At 65.8% G+C, this 15,200-nt stretch carries 10 protein-coding genes; 7 read left to right on the forward strand and 3 right to left on the reverse strand.

Annotated features, from left to right (window positions below; genetic code table 11):
- The 4 genes from FHT19_RS04170 (at position 1) to FHT19_RS24730 (ending at position 7,139) form a co-directional block, all read left to right on the forward strand.
- Positions 1–1,227: a TIGR03087 family PEP-CTERM/XrtA system glycosyltransferase gene (locus FHT19_RS04170; RefSeq protein ID WP_169474046.1), complete on the forward strand. Its 1,227-nt coding sequence runs from the start codon at positions 1–3 to the stop codon at positions 1,225–1,227.
- Between the two features lie 91 nt (positions 1,228–1,318).
- Entirely contained in the window at positions 1,319–2,848 is a 1,530-nt protein-coding gene (xrtA, locus tag FHT19_RS04175; protein ID WP_248290262.1) for an exosortase A, read from the forward strand.
- 18 nt (positions 2,849–2,866) lie between these two features.
- Positions 2,867–4,771, forward strand: coding sequence for an XrtA/PEP-CTERM system amidotransferase (locus FHT19_RS04180; RefSeq protein ID WP_169474047.1), 1,905 nt, complete (start codon positions 2,867–2,869; stop codon positions 4,769–4,771).
- A 259-nt stretch (positions 4,772–5,030) separates the two neighbouring features.
- Positions 5,031–7,139, forward strand: a complete 2,109-nt coding sequence (locus FHT19_RS24730) for an EAL domain-containing protein (protein WP_248290263.1) — start codon at positions 5,031–5,033, stop codon at positions 7,137–7,139.
- 386 nt (positions 7,140–7,525) lie between these two features.
- On the opposite strand, the gene zapE is transcribed toward FHT19_RS24730, so the two are convergent.
- Positions 7,526–8,644, reverse strand: a complete 1,119-nt coding sequence (gene zapE / locus FHT19_RS04190) for a cell division protein ZapE (protein WP_169474048.1) — start codon at positions 8,642–8,644, stop codon at positions 7,526–7,528.
- 94 nt (positions 8,645–8,738) lie between these two features.
- Positions 8,739–9,521, reverse strand: coding sequence for a succinate dehydrogenase iron-sulfur subunit (locus FHT19_RS04195; RefSeq protein ID WP_022675959.1), 783 nt, complete (start codon positions 9,519–9,521; stop codon positions 8,739–8,741).
- Between the two features lie 296 nt (positions 9,522–9,817).
- Between FHT19_RS04195 and FHT19_RS04200 the strand changes: the two genes are divergently transcribed.
- From FHT19_RS04200 to FHT19_RS04210, 3 genes are all read left to right on the forward strand, one after another.
- Positions 9,818–11,848: a S9 family peptidase gene (locus FHT19_RS04200; protein ID WP_169474049.1), complete on the forward strand. Its 2,031-nt coding sequence runs from the start codon at positions 9,818–9,820 to the stop codon at positions 11,846–11,848.
- A gap of 282 nt (positions 11,849–12,130) precedes the next feature.
- Positions 12,131–12,502: a UrcA family protein gene (locus FHT19_RS04205; protein ID WP_169474050.1), complete on the forward strand. Its 372-nt coding sequence runs from the start codon at positions 12,131–12,133 to the stop codon at positions 12,500–12,502.
- A gap of 265 nt (positions 12,503–12,767) precedes the next feature.
- Positions 12,768–14,396 carry a hypothetical protein gene (locus FHT19_RS04210; RefSeq protein ID WP_169474051.1) on the forward strand — a complete coding sequence of 543 codons (1,629 nt, stop codon included), beginning with the start codon at positions 12,768–12,770 and terminating at the stop codon, positions 14,394–14,396.
- Positions 14,397–14,412: 16 nt separating this feature from the next.
- On the opposite strand, the gene FHT19_RS04215 is transcribed toward FHT19_RS04210, so the two are convergent.
- Positions 14,413–15,087, reverse strand: a complete 675-nt coding sequence (locus tag FHT19_RS04215; protein WP_169474052.1) for a Crp/Fnr family transcriptional regulator — start codon at positions 15,085–15,087, stop codon at positions 14,413–14,415.
- Positions 15,088–15,200: the final 113 nt, after the last annotated feature.

A 15,200-nucleotide genomic window follows, 5' to 3' on the forward strand; every position in this document is an offset into this window, starting at 1 on the left:
ATGGGCGAAATCCTGTTCATCGCGCATCGCATCCCGTTTCCGCCCGATCGCGGCGACAAGATCCGCTCGCACCACATTCTCAAGGACCTGGCCGCGCTGGCGCCGGTGCATGTGGCATGCCTGGCCGACGACGCGCAGGACATGGCGCACGAGGGCGAACTGGCGGCGGTGGCGGCCAGCCATTGCCTGGTGCGGCGGCGGGGATCGCTGGCGAGCGCGGGGCTGGCGGCGCTGCTGGGCGGCCGGCCAATCAGCCTGGCCGCCTTTTCCAACGGCAAGCTGGCGCGCTACGTGAAGCGGACCCTGGCAAGCCGGCCGATCACCACGATCTTCGTGTTTTCCGGGCAGATGGCGCAATATGTGCCCGCCGGTTTCACTGGCCGCGTGGTGATGGATTTCGTCGACGTGGATTCGGCCAAGTTCGGCCAATATGCCCGGCGCCCCGGCCTGGCTGCGCCCGTCTATGCGCGCGAAGCCTGGCTGCTGCGTCGCTATGAAGCGCGCATTGCGCGCCGGGCCACGACCAGCCTTTTGGTGAGCGAGGCGGAAGCCGCGCTGTTTCGCAGCCGCCTGGGGCGCGGGGCCATGCCCGACGTGCGCAGCCTGGGCAATGGCATCGACACCGCCTATTTCGATCCGGCCGGCATTCCCATTGCGCCGCAGATGGTTATGGCCGGGCCGCAGATCGTGTTTACCGGGCAGATGGACTATCCGCCCAATGTGGACGCGGTGATTTCCTTCGCCCGCCAGGTCATGCCCCTGATCCGGGGGCGGTTTCCCCGTGCCGAATTCAACGTGGTGGGCCGCGCGCCCACGCCCGCCGTCCAGGCGCTCGATGGCGTGAACGGCACCCGCGTGACCGGCGCCGTGGCCGATGTGCGCCTCTGGCTGGCCGGGGCAGACCTGGTCGTCGTGCCGCTGACGCTGGCGCGCGGGGTGCAGAACAAGGTGCTCGAAGCCATGGCCATGGCGCGGCCCGTATTGCTGACACCAGAGGCCGCCACCGGAATCGCGGCGACGGATGGGCGCGAATTTGCCATTTCGCCGGCCGCCAGCGAGGAACTGGCCGCGCGCGCGGTTGGGCTGCTGTCCGACACGATCCGCGCCGATGCGCTGGGCCGTGCGGCGCGCGCTTTCGTGATCGCGCAATGCGGATGGGATCGCGTGCTGGCGCCATTGCCCGCGTTGGTTGGCCTCGATCGCCGGTTTGGCCGCCGTGCGGCTTGATATTTTTACCAGATCCTCTCCCGCAAAGCGGGGGAGGGGGACCGCCGGTGGTGGAGGGGGGGGAGTGCCCAATGCCCCCTCCGTCGGGCCTGTGGCCCGCCACCTCCCCCACGGTGTGGGGGAGGATCTTGGGCCTTGGGCCATTCTGGCGCTGTGCTGGCTGGGGCTGATCGCGCTGTTCCATGCCGATTGGGCGGCGATGGCGGGGCAGTGGTGGGAGAGTTCCACCTATAGCCACATCCTGCTGGTGCCCTTGATCCTGGCCTGGCTGGTGTCGCTGCGCTGGGCCGCCTTGCGCCAGATCGCGCCGCAGGGCTGGTGGCCGGGGCTGGTGCTGTTTGCCGGGGCTGCGTTCCTGTGGATGCTGGGCGATTTCGCCGGTTTTTCGCTGGTGACGCAGACAGCCTGCGTGTTGATGCTCCAGGCCAGCCTGCTCGCACTGATGGGGCCGCGCGTGGGGGCGGCCTTGCTGTTTCCCCTGGCTTACATGCTGTTCCTGGTGCCGTTCGGCGATGAACTGGTGCCGATGTTGCAGCTGGTGACGGCGCGTATCGTCATGGCGCTGCTGCATGTGGTGGGCATTCCTGCGACGCTCGATGGCGTGTTCATCACCACGCCGGCGGGCTATTTCAAAGTGGCCGAAGCCTGTTCGGGCGTGAAGTTCCTGATCGCCATGGTCGCCTATGGCGTGCTGGTCTGCCAGGTCTGCTTTCGTAGCTGGCCGCGCCGCGCCGGGTTCATGGTGCTGGCGCTGGTGGTGCCGGTGCTGGCCAACGGGGTGCGCGCCTGGGGCACGATCGTGCTGGCGGGCAAGCTGGGCATCCAGTTCGCCGCCGGGTTTGACCATATATTTTACGGCTGGGTGTTCTTTGCCGTGGTCATGGCACTGACGATGCTGGCCGGCTGGCGCTTTTTCGATCGTGGGCGCGACGATCCGCCGGTGCGGGCCGCCGTGATCCTGGCCGACGCGCGCCTTGCCCGGCTGGCACGGGCGCGCCTGGGGCAGGGTGTGGTGCTGGCCGGGCTCGTGGCCCTGGCGCTGGGCTTCGTTTTATGGGGAGAGGCGGCGGGCCGGCTGGCTGCACCCCTGCCGGCGCGGATCGACCTGCCGGCCGTGCCGGGGTGGCACCGTGTGGCAACGCCGCCGGCCTGGCCATGGCAGCCGCGTCACCAGGGCGCCGATCATCGCCTGCTGGGCCGCTTTGCCGATGGGCAGGGCCATGTGGTCGATGTGTCATTCGCGCTCTATGCTGGGCAGGGCGAGGGGCGCGAGGCGGGCGGTTTTGGCGAAGGCGCCGTGCCGCCGGGCAGCGGCTGGGCCTGGGAAAAGCCCGCTCCGGCGCTGGAAGGAGCCAAGGGTGACATGATCCAGGCCCCCGGCCCGGTCCATCGCCTGGCGCTGACCTGGTATCGCACCGATGGCTGGCTGGGTGGCAGCAATATCCATCTCAAGCTGTGGAACATCGCCGACCGGCTCTTGCTGCGTCCGCGGACCACGGCCACGCTGATCCTGTCGAGCGAGGACAAGGCCAATGCACCGGCAGCGCCGGCACTGGCCGCCTTCGTGGCCTCCGCCGGGCCGCTCGACCGCTGGATCGACACCATTTCGCGCGGGCAATAAGGGGCTGGTTTTCACGGCATGTGCGGCATTGCGGGGATTTTTCACACCCAGGGGATGAAGCCGGTCGATCCGGTGCGCTTGCGCGCCATGGGCGACGTGATCGCGCATCGCGGCCCCGATGGCGATGGGGTGTGGACCGCGCCCGGCGTGGGCCTGGGCCACCGCCGCCTGTCGATCATCGACCTGGCCGGATCGCCCCAGCCCATGGCCAGTGCCGATGGCGCGGCCATGCTCGTGTTCAATGGCGAGATCTATAACTACCAGGACTTGCGCCGCGAACTGGTCGCGCTCGGCGCGCGGTTCCGCACCGACGGCGACAGCGAAGTGATCCTGGCCGCCTGGCAGCATTGGGGCGTGGACTGCCTGGCGCGGTTCAACGGCATGTTTGCCTTTGCCCTTTACGACTTGCGCGCACGCACCCTGCTGCTGGCCCGCGACCGGTTGGGGGTGAAGCCGCTGCACATGGCCACGCTTGCTGACGGCAGCGTGATCTTCGGATCGGAACTCAAGCAGTTGCTTGCCCATCCCATGCTGCGCCGCACGCTCGATCCGCTGGCGGTGGAAGACTATCTGGCCTGGGGCTTCGTGCCCGATAGCCGCTCGATCCTGGGCGGGGTGGAGAAACTGCCAGCGGGGCATTATCGCCTGCTGCGCCACGATGCCCCGCCACCGGCACCGGTGCAGTGGTGGGACGTGTCGTTTGCCGAGCGTGACCGCGCCAGCGAAAAGGACCTGGAAGCGCACCTGCTGCACCGCCTGCGCAAGGCGGTCACGTCGCGCATGGCGGCCGATGTGCCGCTGGGCGCATTCCTGTCGGGTGGGGTGGACAGTTCCACCGTGGTGGCGCTGATGGCCGAGGCGAGCCGCGACCCGGTCAAGACATGCGCGATCGGGTTTGACGTGGCCGCGCTCGATGAAACCAGCTGGGCGGGCGCGGTGGCGCAGCGCTTTGCCACGCAGCATCATGCGCGTACGGTTTCTGCCGACGATTTCCAACTCGTTGACCGGCTGGTCGCGATGTTTGACGAGCCCTTTGCCGATGCTTCGGCGCTGCCCACCTTCCGGGTGTGCGAACTGGCGCGCAGCCATGTGACGGTGGCGCTGTCGGGCGATGGCGCGGACGAGGCCTTTGCCGGCTATCGCCGCCAGGTGTTCCATCATCGCGAAGAGCAGGCGCGCGCGCTTTTGCCCGCCGGCCTGCGCCGCCCGGTGTTCGGCGCGCTGGGCCGGCTCTATCCCAAGGCGGACTGGGCGCCGCGCCCGCTGCGCGCCAAGGCCACGTTCCAGAGCCTGGCTCAGGATGGCGAGGTGGGCTATGCCCGCGCTCTGGCGGTGACCGCGCCCGAGGCGCGTGCGGCGCTCTATTCCCCCGAATTTGCGCGGCTGCGCGGCGATTACCGCGCCGAGGAGCCGCTGGTGGCGCTGATGCGCGGCGCCCCGGCGCAAAGCGGGCTGGACCGCGCGCAATATGCCGATCTCAAGTTCATGCTGCCCGGCGACATCCTGACCAAGGTGGACCGCACGAGCATGGCCGTGAGCCTGGAAGCGCGCGAGCCGTTGCTTGACCACCGCCTGATCGAATTCGCCGCGCGCCTGCCCGAAACCATGCGGGTGCATGGAGCCACCGGCAAATGGCTGATGAAGCAGACCATGCGCCGCTACTTGCCCGACGATGTGCTGTTCCGGCCCAAGATGGGCTTCGTCACCCCGATCGCGGCCTGGCTGCGCGGGCCATTGGCGAGCGCGGCACGCGGCGTTGCCCACGGTGGCGCGCTGGCGCGCACGGGCTGGTTCGATGCGCAACGCATGGCCGCCCTGGCCGAATCGCATATTGCCGGAAGGGCCGACAACAGCCGCGTCCTGTGGCAGTTGCTGATGCTCGATCGCAGCCTGGCCCGGCTGGATAGCTCTTTGGCACCATAGCCTTACCCCGGGCCTAGGGCCTTGCGCGTTACCACCGATGGTAAACGGTAAGGTGATCTAAACCATTTCGGACTAGCTCAGTTAGGTAACCCAACTGCGCCGATGGTCCATGCGAAACTTTCTGCGATCCCCGATCGGAATATCGCTGCTGCTGAGCCTGGCGCTTTGGCTGCCCCTTTTGGGCATCACGGACATTCCCCGCCACGTATATTGGAACACTGCCTTTCACTTCGTGACGCGGCCTGCGCCCTCTTCGGTAGTGGTCGTTTCCGTGGATGGGATGCCCGAACTCGACACCGCTACCGAAGCCCGCGTGCTCGAAGGCGTGCGGCGGCAGATGCCGATGCAGGTGTTCGTCGATCTGCGCATCCCCTACGGGCTCGACGCCGACGGTGACAGGCAACTGAAATCGATCATCGATAGCTATGGTACCGACATCGCGTTCGTCGCGCGTGCAAGCGAGGCGAACCGCAAGGACAAGGGCGCCTTCACGTTTCCGGCGCCCGAGATTGCCGGCACGCATCCGATCTACGTGTCTTCGTGGAACGACAATTTCATCCACGCCGCCGTGTCCGCACCTTACGCCGTGGAAATCGGCGGCAGGTCGTATCCTGCATTGTCCGCAGCGCTGGCGGGTGTGAAGTCTGTGCCGGACGGCACGTTTTATCCCGATTTCACGGTCGATCCCAGCACCATCAAGCAGATCAGCGCGCGCACGCTGCTGGAACATTCCTATACCGCGGGCCTGCTGTCAGGGCGGACGGTTATCATCACGGCATCGAACGGCATCGCGCCCATGCGATACCTTGGCCACGGTATCAAGCCGCCCGTCTCGCTGGACATCGCCGGCGCGGAAGGGCTGAAGCGGCCGCTGAACGCCGATCTCTCGTTCTTGCCCTTGCTGATGCTGGCGGTGGGAACCGTGCTCTTGGCCAGGCGCATGCAACGCCGTGCTGCTAAGAATGCTGCTTACGTCGCCTTGATGGTGATCCTGATCTTCTTGCCGATCACCATTCGGTTCATCGGTCTCGTGATCCATCCCGATGTCGCGCTGACATTCATGGGCATATATGGAGCCATCCGGCTCTGGCAGCGACGAACGCGGCGGATCCAGCACACCAGCACGTCGGGCCTTCCCAACTTCCTTGCACTGTCGTCTCATCCAATCGACGTCGGCCGCGATGTAATCGTCGCGGTTGTCGCACGCTACGAGGAAATTCTCGCGACGTTGCCGCGCGACCTTCATGGCGAATGCGCCAACCAAATTGCACGTCGGCTGTCGGTTGGGTCAGGGGCTGGGCAAATCTTTCACGGCGACGGCGGCCATTTCGCCTGGGCGGAAGAGGCACGGCCGATCGATGTGCAATTGAGCCACCTGGAAGGTTTGCGCGCGCTGTTTTCGGCGCCATTGCAAATCGGCACGCACACGTTTGATACCAACATTCACTTCGGGTTGGACCGCAACGAAGGCTTGGACGCGTTGACGCGCGTGAATTCGGCCCTCGCGAGCGCGAACGATGCGTTGAGCAACGGGCGACCCGTGGAGGTTTTCGAGGCGCATCGACTCGCTGAAGCGCCATGGGAGCTTTCGCTGCACGCGCGCATCGACGAAGGCCTGCGCAATGGCGACATCTGGCTGGCGTTCCAGCCGCAGTGGGATTACCGCACCGGGCGCGTCTCGGGCGCGGAAGCCCTGATCCGTTGGAATCACCCGACGCGCGGGTTCATCGCACCGGATGCTTTTATCCTGCAGGCAGAGCGGGCAGGACGGATCGACGCGCTGACGTATTGGGTGCTTGAAGAGGCCATTACGGCGGCGCAGGCCGTGAATGCCCTTGGGCCGCGTTTCCAGATGAGCATCAACCTTTCGGGCCAAATGGTCGACAAGCCTGATCTGGTCGGAAACTTTCGTGAGATCGTGACCCGGCGCGGTATCAATCCCAGTCTGCTGACCATCGAGATCACCGAGACGTCAGGCATGAACAATCGCGCTGATGCCGTCCGCAACCTCTCGCGCCTTCGCGACCTGGGTTTCCGCCTGTCGATTGACGACTTCGGCACGGGTGAGGCGAGTCTTGCCTATCTGGCCGACCTGCCGAGCGATGAGTTGAAGATCGATCGGCGTTTTGTTTCGCGCTTGCTGACCAGTGACCGTGACCGGGCGATTATCACCAGCACCATTGGTCTTGCGCATGCTCTCGGGCAGGCGGTGGTGGCCGAAGGGATTGAGGACGAGGCGACGTTCCAATTGCTCGCCGCCTTGGGATGCGACCATGCGCAGGGGTATTACCTGAGCAAGCCCCAGCCTTTCGACATCATGTTTCGCGACTACCAGGCGCGCATGCAGCCGCAGAGCAAGGCTGTCTGATTTAACAATCTGAGCCGAATTGGTGAGCGCAGGCCGCCTTGAGCTGGCTGCGTTTCGTTGCGCTGCGTCAAATTTCCCTATGTTTATATACGGTTGGTTGTTCTGAAATGGGACAGGTGTCCCTTCGGGAGGCGAATTTGCAATTGTTTACTTCTTGTTAACCAAGGAACTTAGTGATATCTCGAGGCCTCTAACCGTGGATGGAGGTTCTCATGCTGCTTCGCCTGCTGTTCGGCTAATGCCGATACGGGAACTCGCTGTAGCGTAGGCATTTTTTAAATGTTGTGCGTATCAGGTCAGTAAAGCCCTTTAAAAAGCAAAAGCCCGCGATGAATAATCGCGGGCTTTCGTCTTTATAATGACTTTAAGTTTTATTGGATTATGGCTCACTCATTGCCGTGTCCGAGCGCCAGATAGTCTTGGCTTTGCATTTCCATCAGTCGACTCACGGTGCGCTCGAACTCGAATCGGCCGTCGCCCGATTCGTAAAGGTTAACGGGTTCGGCATCGGCCGTGGCGATCAGCTTGACCTTGTGTTCGTAGAGCGCGTCGATGAGGGTGACGAAGCGGGCGGCTTCGTTGCGCTGTTCCGGGCCGAGTTGCGGAATGCCGACGATGATCACGGTGTGATAGGCGTGGGCGATCGCGAGGTAATCCGAGGCACCGCGCGGCTGGGCGCAAAGGCGCTTGAAGCTGAACACGCCAACGCCCTTGAGGCTTTTGGGCACGTGCAGCGTGCGTCCTCCGCCCACGTCGAGTTCTGCGCTCGGCACGTTGGCGCTGTCTTCGGGGGCAAAGTCGGTCATGCGGAAGAACGCTTCGCGTACGGCTTCGGTCGCGGCCGGGCCATTGGGCACGTGCCAGGTGCCCACGCCCTGCAGGCGTTCGAGCCGGTAATCGACCGGCCCGTTGAGCGCCAGCACGTCGAGCCGGCTTTCGACCAGCGCGATGAACGGCAGGAAATGCTCGCGGTTTAGGCCGTTCTTGTAGAGTTCCGACGGCGCGCGGTTGCTGGTGGTGACCACCACCACGCCATGTTCCACGATCAGCGCGGTGAACAGCCGGCTCATGATCATCGCATCGGCGCTGTTGTTGACGACCATTTCGTCAAAGCACAGCACCCGGCATTCGGCGGCGATACCGGCCGCCACCGGCACGATCGGATCGCCGCTCTCGCTCTTGCGCGCTTCGCGCAGGCGGGCGTGCACATCCAGCATGAAGGCATGGAAATGGGCGCGCCGCTTGGCCGACACGGCGAGATTGTCGTGGAACAGGTCCATCAACATGGATTTGCCGCGCCCGACGCCGCCCCACATGTAGAGCCCGCGGGGCGGAGGCGGAGCCTTGTTGCCGAGCAGGCGGCCAAAAAGACCCGGCGCGGGCGGGGGGCTTTCCAGTTCCTGCTGCAGCCGGTCGAGCCGGGTGGCGGCCGCGGCCTGTTCGGGATCGGGGCGCAGTTCGCCCGAGGCGACGAGTCGCGCATAGCGCTGGGTGATGCGAGTCATGAAAAAGGAACGGGCCCCTGGAAAAGCAGAACGCCGGCCGGAAGGGACCGGCCGGCGTTCGGGATAACGCGAGAAGGAAAGCCGGCGCTGCGCGTCAGATCGCGCGTTCGGCCTGCATCTTCTTGATTTCGGCAATGGCGCGCGCCGGCGAAAGACCCTTGGGGCACACGTTGGCGCAGTTCATGATGGTGTGGCAGCGATAGAGGCGGAAGGGATCTTCCAGCTCGTCGAGACGCTCGCCGGTCATCTCGTCGCGGCTGTCGGCCAGCCAGCGGTAGGCCTGGAGCAGGATCGCCGGGCCAAGGAACTTGTCGGAATTCCACCAATAGCTCGGGCACGAGGTGGAGCAGCACGCGCACAGGATGCACTCATAGAGGCCATCGAGCTTTTCACGCTGTTCCGGGCTCTGCAGGCGTTCCTTGCCCGAAGGCGTGGGCGAGACGGTTTGCAGCCAGGGGCGGATCGACGCGTACTGCGCGTAGAAATGGGTGAAATCGGGAACCAGGTCCTTGATCACCTGCATGTGCGGCAGCGGGGTGATGCGGATTTCGCCCTTGAGATCCTCGATCGCGGTGGTGCAGGCCAGGCCGTTGCGGCCATTCATGTTCATCGCACAGGAACCGCAGATGCCTTCGCGGCACGAGCGGCGGAACGTGAGCGTCGGGTCCTGCTCGCCCTTCATCTTGATCAGCGCGTCGAGCACCATCGGGCCGCACTGTTCGAGATCGATCTCGAACGTGTCGTAGCGGGGGTTCTCGCCGCTGTCCGGATCATAGCGATAGACCTTGAACTTCTTGATCTTGCCGTTGGTGGCGGCGGCGTGATGGCGCGCCTTGCCGGTGATCGTGGAGTTCTTGGGGAGCGTGAAAGTCGCCATAAAACCGGGTCCTGCTGCACTGGGCCGCTGGCCGGCAAGGCCAGATCGGCTTCAACGAGTCGTCCTTAGCGCAAACGCAGCATGGGGCAAGGGGGGAGTGGGGCGCTTGCCCCATGGTATGCCCGAAACCGTTGGCCTCGCTCGCTGGCGGGGCATGTTGCCAGTGCGAAAAATTCCCGGGCGTGGCGGGTGGCGCGATAAATCCCATCCAGGATGGTGACAATTGGACGGTGGGAGGCTGGATTATCGCCCTGATTGTGCAATAGCTTGAAATAGTGGGCTATATAGGGGGACAGATGCGGTACGAGCAGGCGCGCGTTGGGGTAATCGGCGTGTGGGCATGGGGTTGTGGCCTGGCGGCATTGCTGGCGACGCCGGCCTTTGCGGAAACGGGTGCGTCACCGCAGGGGGCACCGCCGGCCGCCGCGTCTGCCGCCGCTGCCGCTTCGACGCCCAGCGCAACCGTGCCCGACGCCGATGCCTTTGCCCGGATTCCCTTCTTCGCCGATGGCGCGCTTTCGCCCGACGGGCAGCGGATTGCCGGCAAATTCGGCGTGGGCGGGATGCAGGTGATCGGCGTGCGCAGCCTGTTCGATCCCAAGGAAAAGCCGGTGCAACTGGCCGTACCCGACATGACCGAGGCGGACTGGGTGCAATGGGTCGGCAACGATTATCTGCTGGTCAAGCTGCGCGCGCTGGTGCCGCTGGGCCAGGGCGATCGCGGCTATGTCTCCCGACTGATTGCGGTGGAGCGTGCCACTGGCAAAGTGACGCGCATCCTGTGGTCGCTCAACGGGCAGAATACCGCCTCGGTGATCTGGACAGCGCACGACGGCACCCCCGAAATCCTGGTTTCGGCGCAGCACTCGATGTATCTGGACGAAGGTTTTTTCCCCACTGTCCACCGTGTGAACCTGGCCAACGGGCGCGATCGCATCGTGCAGAACTGGCGCGCCGGGGTGGTGGAGTGGCAGGCCGACGGCAACGGCGTGGTGCGCAGCGGCGTTTCCTTCACCCAATCGGGCCGCCAAGCGCAGTTGGTCTATCGCGGCGCCGATCCGGCCCAGGCGCTCCGCACGATCGACCGCGCCAGTTCGCGCGCCCATGAATCGCTGATTGACCCGATCGTGTTCCTGCCAGGCGGCGACAATGCAGTGGCCGTGTTTACCGGTGACGATGGCCGCGACCGGCTGTTCGAAGTCAACATGCTGACCCAGCAGACCGGGCGGATGCTGTTCGAAGCGCCGGCGGGGACCGAGATCGACCACACGGTGCTTTCCACCGATCGCACCGCCGTGCTGGGCGTGGCCACCACCGATGCGCCGGGCCGCGTCCACTGGCTCGATCCCGAGATGGCGGAAATCCAGGGCGCGTTCGACAAATCCGTGGCGGCGCAGGGCGTGAGCGCGGAAATATCCAGCCTCAACGCCGACCGCAGCGCCATGCTGCTCACGCTTGCCCGGCCCGAAAGCCCGGGCGGGCTCTATTACTTCAGCCTCAATTCGGGCCAGATGCAGCGCATCGCGGTGTTCAACGATGCGCTCAAGCAGGTGCCGCTCTCCCCGGTCAAGACCATGCGCTACAAGGCGCGTGACGGGCTGGAGATCGAGGCCGTGGTGACGGTGCCCAAGGGGCACGAGGCGCACAAGTTGCCCGTGGTCATGCTGCCCCACGGCGGGCCCTGGGCGCAGGACGTGGCCAGTTGGGACTATCTGGCGCAATATATCGCCAGCCGCGGCTACTTGGTGATCCAGCCTAATTTCCGCGGTTCCACCGGCTATGGCGTGGGTTTCTTGCGCAAGGGCGAAGGGCAGATGGGCCTGGCTATGCAGGACGATATCACCGATGGCCTGGCCTGGGCGGTGGCCCAGGGCATGGCGGACCCCAAGCGGGCGTGTATCGTGGGCGCATCCTATGGCGGCTATGCCACGATGTGGGGCCTGGCCAAGGACCCGGACCTCTACCGCTGCGGCATCTCGATTTCCGGCGTGGCCAGCCTGCGCCGCGAAGTGAACGATTTCGGCGGCTATTACATGCAGGGCAAATACAGCGACGACTGGAAAGCGATGACGCCCGATTTCCCCGCCGTCTCACCGCTGAACGCGGTGGACAGGATCAAGGCGCCGCTGCTGCTGATCCACGGCCGCAAGGACGTGACCGTGGCTGCCTCGCAATCGGACTCCATGGCCAGCCGCATGCGCGCAGCCGGCAAGACGGTGGATTATGTCAGCCTGCCCAAGGCCGACCACTATTTCACCCGCGCCGAAGACCGCAAGGCGATGCTGGACGCGATCGGGGCATGGCTGGCGAAGTATAATCCTTCTTGAGGATGCGCTTGGGCTCTTGTCCCCGATGGCCGCTGACGAACGTCGCCGCCCAGCCGCCTAGGCTGCGGCGCAGCGATTGGTTCGCATTCGATCCAAACATTGCGCGCGACCGTCGCCGTATTTGATCACACTGCGGCGGACGGGGCGGCAGCGGGAGCCGTCGGCACAGCCAACAAAAAAATGCAGGCGTGACGGCCGTCACGCGTAGGCGGGGCGCGGCCCCGGTAGTCAATCCCTTGTCAGGCACGAACGCCTGGACAGACTTTCATAGGGGGAATGACCATGATCCGGACTGCCAACTTCGCCAAGACCGTTGCACTCTCGCTGGCTGCCGTGGCCGCCATCAATGCCATGCCTGCTGCCGCGCAGAACGCGACCACCGACATCCCGCATGCCGACCTGGATGTTGCGCACATCGACTTCACGTCGCCCAAGGCGGTAAAGGCGCTGCAGATGCGGCTGCGCCGCCTGGCCACCAAGATCTGCACGCCGTTCACTGATGGCAGCGGTCACATGACGAGCGACGAAATGCATTGCTTCAACACGGCAATGAAGGGCGGCCTCGCCCAGATCGAAACGCACCGCCAGCTGGCCCTGGCCCGCGCGCCGCACACCACCGTTGCCGTCAACACCGACGTGCGCCCGGTGCATTGATCGGGCCGGTATCGCCCTTTCACGGCCAGGTTTCTTCCACTTTATCAGACCGAAGCGCGCGACGCCTATGCGGTGGGGGCGTGCGCTTTGAGGCTGCCGCGCATGCGACCCGCGCGGATCGGCCGCCGGCAGGTGCCTTCTTCCACAGGCACCTGCCGGTTTTTTCTGGAGTCAAAGGCCAACTGCGCAGCTGTGGTGTGGAGGAAGGCTTGTCGCTATGATCGGAAGGCATGACACGACCGCGCGCCGAGGAACCCCGTTGCCGATGATCGCTGCCCCTCCGGTGCGGACCAGCCTGGCCGCCATCATTACCGCCGCGCGCGCCGGCAGCCTGGGCTTTGCCATGGCGATGTTCGAGGCGGGTGGCTGGAGTGCACGGGGCGACGATCCGGCGGCGCTGGCGACGCAGGCGCGCCTGTTGAAAGAGGCGGCGCTGCGTGCGCGCGGCGCGGCGCGGACCGGGGCGCTGGTGGCGGCGGCGGATGCCTTTGCCGCCGCCGCCGCGTTGAACCCGCAGCCGTGGCTGTGGATCGACGAGGCGGTGCTGCGACGGCTGGCGGGCGACTGCGACGCGGCCGAACGCCTGGCACGCAGGGTCTTGGCCGCGTTGACGGCGGAGAATGAATGGGCCGAGACGCCTTATTTCATCGCCGCGGCGCGGGCGCAGGCCCATCTCGTGTGTGGTGAGGCCACGGCGGCGCGGGCGGCTTTTGCCGCGGCCTGCGCGGCCGATCCCGATGGCTGGGCCGATCGCGCGGCGACCTTGCGGCAGATGGCGCTGGTGCTGGCGGCGATGGGCGCGGACGCCGGGTGGCTCGATGCGTTCCGCCCGCCGCGCTCGCTGAACTTTGCCGGGCATCTGGGCGTTTCGGCGGCAGCGGGGGACCGCCTGCGCGACGTGGTGGGCGAATGGCTGACCGTAGAGGGTGTCGGCTTCGGGTTCGGTGCGTTGGCTGCGGGTGCAGATATCGTTGTGGCCGAGGCCTTGCTGGCGCGCGGGTCGGAATTGCATGTCGTGCTGCCGATCGGGGTGGAGGCGTTCATCGCGCAATCGGTGATGCCCTATGATCCGGCGTGGTTGCCGCGGTTTCACGCCTGTCTCGATGCGGCGCAATCGGTGCGCTGCCTCACCGCGCTGCGCGGCGCCTATGAGCCGCTGGCGACGCGGCTGGCAGCAGATGTGGCGATGGGCGCGGCCGTGCTCAATGCGCGGATGCTGGCGAGCGGGGCTGCGCAATTGCTGATCACCGATGGTGGAGCGGGGCGGTTTGGCGCGGGCCTTTCGACCGCCTATCTGGGCGAGCGGTGGCGCGACGCAGGGCCTCAGCACTGCATCGCGGCGGTGCGTGATGCGCCGGTGGTGGCTTCGGGCGCGCTTGGTGCGCCCGAAGGCCGGGTCGACCGGCGGCTGGCGGCGATGCTGTGGATCGGTTTTGCCGGGCTGGACGATCTTGACGAAGATGGGTTTTCATCTGCGCTCGACGCGGTGATCGCGCCGTTTCGCGCGGCCTGTGCGGCCTTGCCAGTGCAGCCCGAGCTGACACTGCCGGTGGGCAACGCACGGCTGGTGGCCTTTGCCGATCCCGACGCGGCCTGGGCCTATGCCTGTGCCTTGCTGGCGATGCCGCCACTGGGCGCGCCGGGGGTTAATGTGCCTTTGCGCGTTTCGGGGCACTATGCGCTGGCGCACTGGCTGGAAGCGCCCGCGGCGCTGGTTGGGCGCGGGATCGCCGAGCTCGGGATGATCGCCGCAGCCGCGCTGCCCGGGGTGTTGACGGCGAGCGAGACGCTGGCCGCGGCGCTGTGCGTGAACCAGGGTGACCGGATTTCGCCCGAGTTGGTGGGCGAGGTTGACGATATCCGGCTCTTCGCGATTTCGGCAGTCGGGGATTGAGCGCTGGTGCGCGTGATCAGTAGATCAGTTCTTCGAGGCGGTGCGGGGCGACAACAGCGAGGCCTTGCGCGTCGCGGCGGATGATGCCGCGTTTTTCCAGCGCCGAGATTGCGCGGCTGACCGTCTCGCGCGTCGATTGCACCTTGAGCGCAAGTTGGCTGAGCACCGGTGGCGGGCTGATCGTCATGGCGGTGCCGGCCTGCGCCTGGCGCAGGATTTCGGCATGGATGCGGCCGTTGGCTGAAAGCGTGGCACCCTCGACCATGCGGCGGGTGATCCTGGACAGGCGCGCGACGAGGCGGCGCGAAACCGCCAGCGCGACGCAGTTGTAGTTGGCCATCAGATCGAGAAAGGCGGCGTTGCCGATCGCTGCAGCGCAGCTGGGGGCGATCGCCGAAATGTCGTGCGCGGCGCGTTCGGTTTCGAACAGGCCGTTTTCGCCGAACAGGTCGCCACGGCCATAGTCCTCGACCGCGACGAGGCGGCCGTCGAGCCCGAAGGCCTGCATCCGGGCGTTGCCCGCAACCATGACGTGGACGGCATCGAACACGCTGTCACAGGCAACGATTACCGCCTTGGCGGGGTAATCGCGCAAGTGCGCCTTGCCGTTTATCGCCGTGGCGACAGCGGGTGGGCAGGCAAAGGTTTCGGCCAGCACGGCTTGGGCATCGTGGCGGGCGGGGGTGTCCATATGCCCAGCGTATCAGGTGCAGGGCTCGCCCGAAAGGCCCACCAGCGGGACAATGAACAGGCAGCCGTTGCGGATGCGGCGTCTTCGGCCGCTGGACACGGCTATTTGCGTCA

It is taken from the genome of Novosphingobium sp. SG919, assembly GCF_012932495.1.
In the GTDB taxonomy this organism is placed as follows: Bacteria; Pseudomonadota; Alphaproteobacteria; order Sphingomonadales; family Sphingomonadaceae; genus Novosphingobium; species Novosphingobium rhizosphaerae.

What these genes read in the sequence shown, in the direction of transcription:
- FHT19_RS04195 (WP_022675959.1), bottom strand. Translation starts at nt 9,521, where the DNA reads ATGGCGACTTTCACGCTCCCCAAGAACTCCACGATCACCGGCAAGGCG.
- FHT19_RS04210 (WP_169474051.1), top strand. Translation starts at nt 12,768, where the DNA reads ATGATCGCTGCCCCTCCGGTGCGGACCAGCCTGGCCGCCATCATTACC.
- zapE (WP_169474048.1), bottom strand. Translation starts at nt 8,644, where the DNA reads ATGACTCGCATCACCCAGCGCTATGCGCGACTCGTCGCCTCGGGCGAA.
- FHT19_RS04200 (WP_169474049.1), top strand. Translation starts at nt 9,818, where the DNA reads ATGCGGTACGAGCAGGCGCGCGTTGGGGTAATCGGCGTGTGGGCATGG.
- FHT19_RS04180 (WP_169474047.1), top strand. Translation starts at nt 2,867, where the DNA reads ATGTGCGGCATTGCGGGGATTTTTCACACCCAGGGGATGAAGCCGGTC.
- FHT19_RS04170 (WP_169474046.1), top strand. Translation starts at nt 1, where the DNA reads ATGGGCGAAATCCTGTTCATCGCGCATCGCATCCCGTTTCCGCCCGAT.
- FHT19_RS04205 (WP_169474050.1), top strand. Translation starts at nt 12,131, where the DNA reads ATGATCCGGACTGCCAACTTCGCCAAGACCGTTGCACTCTCGCTGGCT.
- FHT19_RS04215 (WP_169474052.1), bottom strand. Translation starts at nt 15,087, where the DNA reads ATGGACACCCCCGCCCGCCACGATGCCCAAGCCGTGCTGGCCGAAACC.